Consider the following 1,483-nt stretch of genomic DNA (forward strand, 5'->3'; position numbering starts at 1 on the left):
CACGACATCCTGAGCCAGAGGCTGATTCAGTTGCATCATGACAGCCGGAGGACTTACGGTATCCGGCGCCTGCAACGTGATTTACACGATGAGCAACGATTTCACGGCAAGGCACGTATCAGCCGCCTGATGAAACAGTCTGGTCTGAAAGCGGCGAATCAGGTTCGTTACAAAGTGACGACGAACAGCCGGCATGATTATCCGGTAGCGCCCAATCTGCTGAACCGGGCGTTTAATCCGTCAGCGGCGAATACCGCGTGGGCTTCGGATATCACGTGTAAGTATCCCTGCAATCCGGCCCATTCACTTTTAGAGATCTTCCGGCATACTGATTATGTCGCCTGAGGAGATCGCTATGCGTAAAGCCCGATTCAACGAACATCAGATTATCGCCGTCCTGAAGTCTGTCGAAGCAGGACGGACCGTCAAGGATGTGTGTCGCGAGGCCGCTATATCTGAAGCTAGCTATTACAATTTGAAGGCGAAGTATGGCGGGATGGAAGCGGCAGATATTAAAAAGATCAAAGATCTGGAGGACGAGAACCGGCGGCTCAAACAAATGTTTGCCGATCTGAGCCTCGAAAACCGGGCACTGAAGGACGTCATAGAAAAAAAGCTTTAAAACCAGCGATAAAGCGTGAGCTTGTCAGCTATCTGACGACGCAGTTTACGATGAGCATACGCCAAGCATGCAGGACGTTATCGCTGAGCAGGACGGTGTTTCGTTATCAACCGGATACGCGACGTGATGAACCGGTGATCCAGAGCCTGACTGAGGCGGCTGAACGCTATCCCCGCTACGGATTTAAGAAGCTTTTTCAGGTGCTTCGCAGGCAGGGCCACGTCTGGAACCACAAGCGTGTACACCGGATTTATGGTCTGCTAAAACTCAATTTTCGTCGTAAGGGCAAACAACGCCTGCCGGTGCGTAATCCGGCCCCCCTGTCCACGCCGGAAGCCCTTAACCAAAGCTGGTCGATTGATTTTATGCACGACGCGCTAACATGCGGCCGACGTTTTAGGACTTTCAACGTCGTTGATGATTTTAACCGCGAGGCCCTCGCCATCGAAATTGACCTGAATATTCCGGCACAGCGCGTTGTGCGGGTTCTGGACAGAACAGTGGCAAACCGTGGATATCCGCTGAAGATGCGGATGGATAACGGACCGGAACTGGTATCACTGGCTCTGGCGCAATGGGCTGAGGAGCATGGCGTAATGCTGGAATTTATCAAGCCTGGCAAACCGACGCAAAATGCATTTATCGAACGGTTTAATCGAACGTACCGGACAGAAATACTGGATTTTTATCTGTTCAGGACACTGAATGAAGCCCGGGAAATAACGGAACGCTGGCTGAATGAATATAACAGTGAGCGGCCTCATGAATCCTTGAATAACCAGACGCCGGAAGAATACCGGCAGATGACTGAGAAACCGGAAATCTCAAAAAGTGAGTGGAACTAAAACGGGTGTGCTTACA

At 51.2% G+C, this 1,483-nt stretch carries 2 protein-coding genes; both read left to right on the forward strand.

Going from position 1 to position 1,483, the window contains the following annotated elements; genetic code table 11:
• The coding region (locus AU511_RS16840; protein WP_139829427.1) for an IS3 family transposase at positions 1-345 on the forward strand (345 nt) is incomplete at its 5' end.
• Between the two features lie 10 nt (positions 346-355).
• Positions 356-1,467 (forward strand): IS3 family transposase gene (locus AU511_RS16845; protein ID WP_100059689.1). Its coding sequence is split into 2 segments (ribosomal slippage): positions 356-617 and positions 617-1,467, totalling 1,113 coding nucleotides; the frame shifts between segments, so codons are not numbered across the junction.
• Positions 1,468-1,483: the final 16 nt, after the last annotated feature.

Source organism: Lonsdalea iberica (genome assembly GCF_002111585.1).
Taxonomy (GTDB): Bacteria; Pseudomonadota; Gammaproteobacteria; order Enterobacterales; family Enterobacteriaceae; genus Lonsdalea; species Lonsdalea iberica.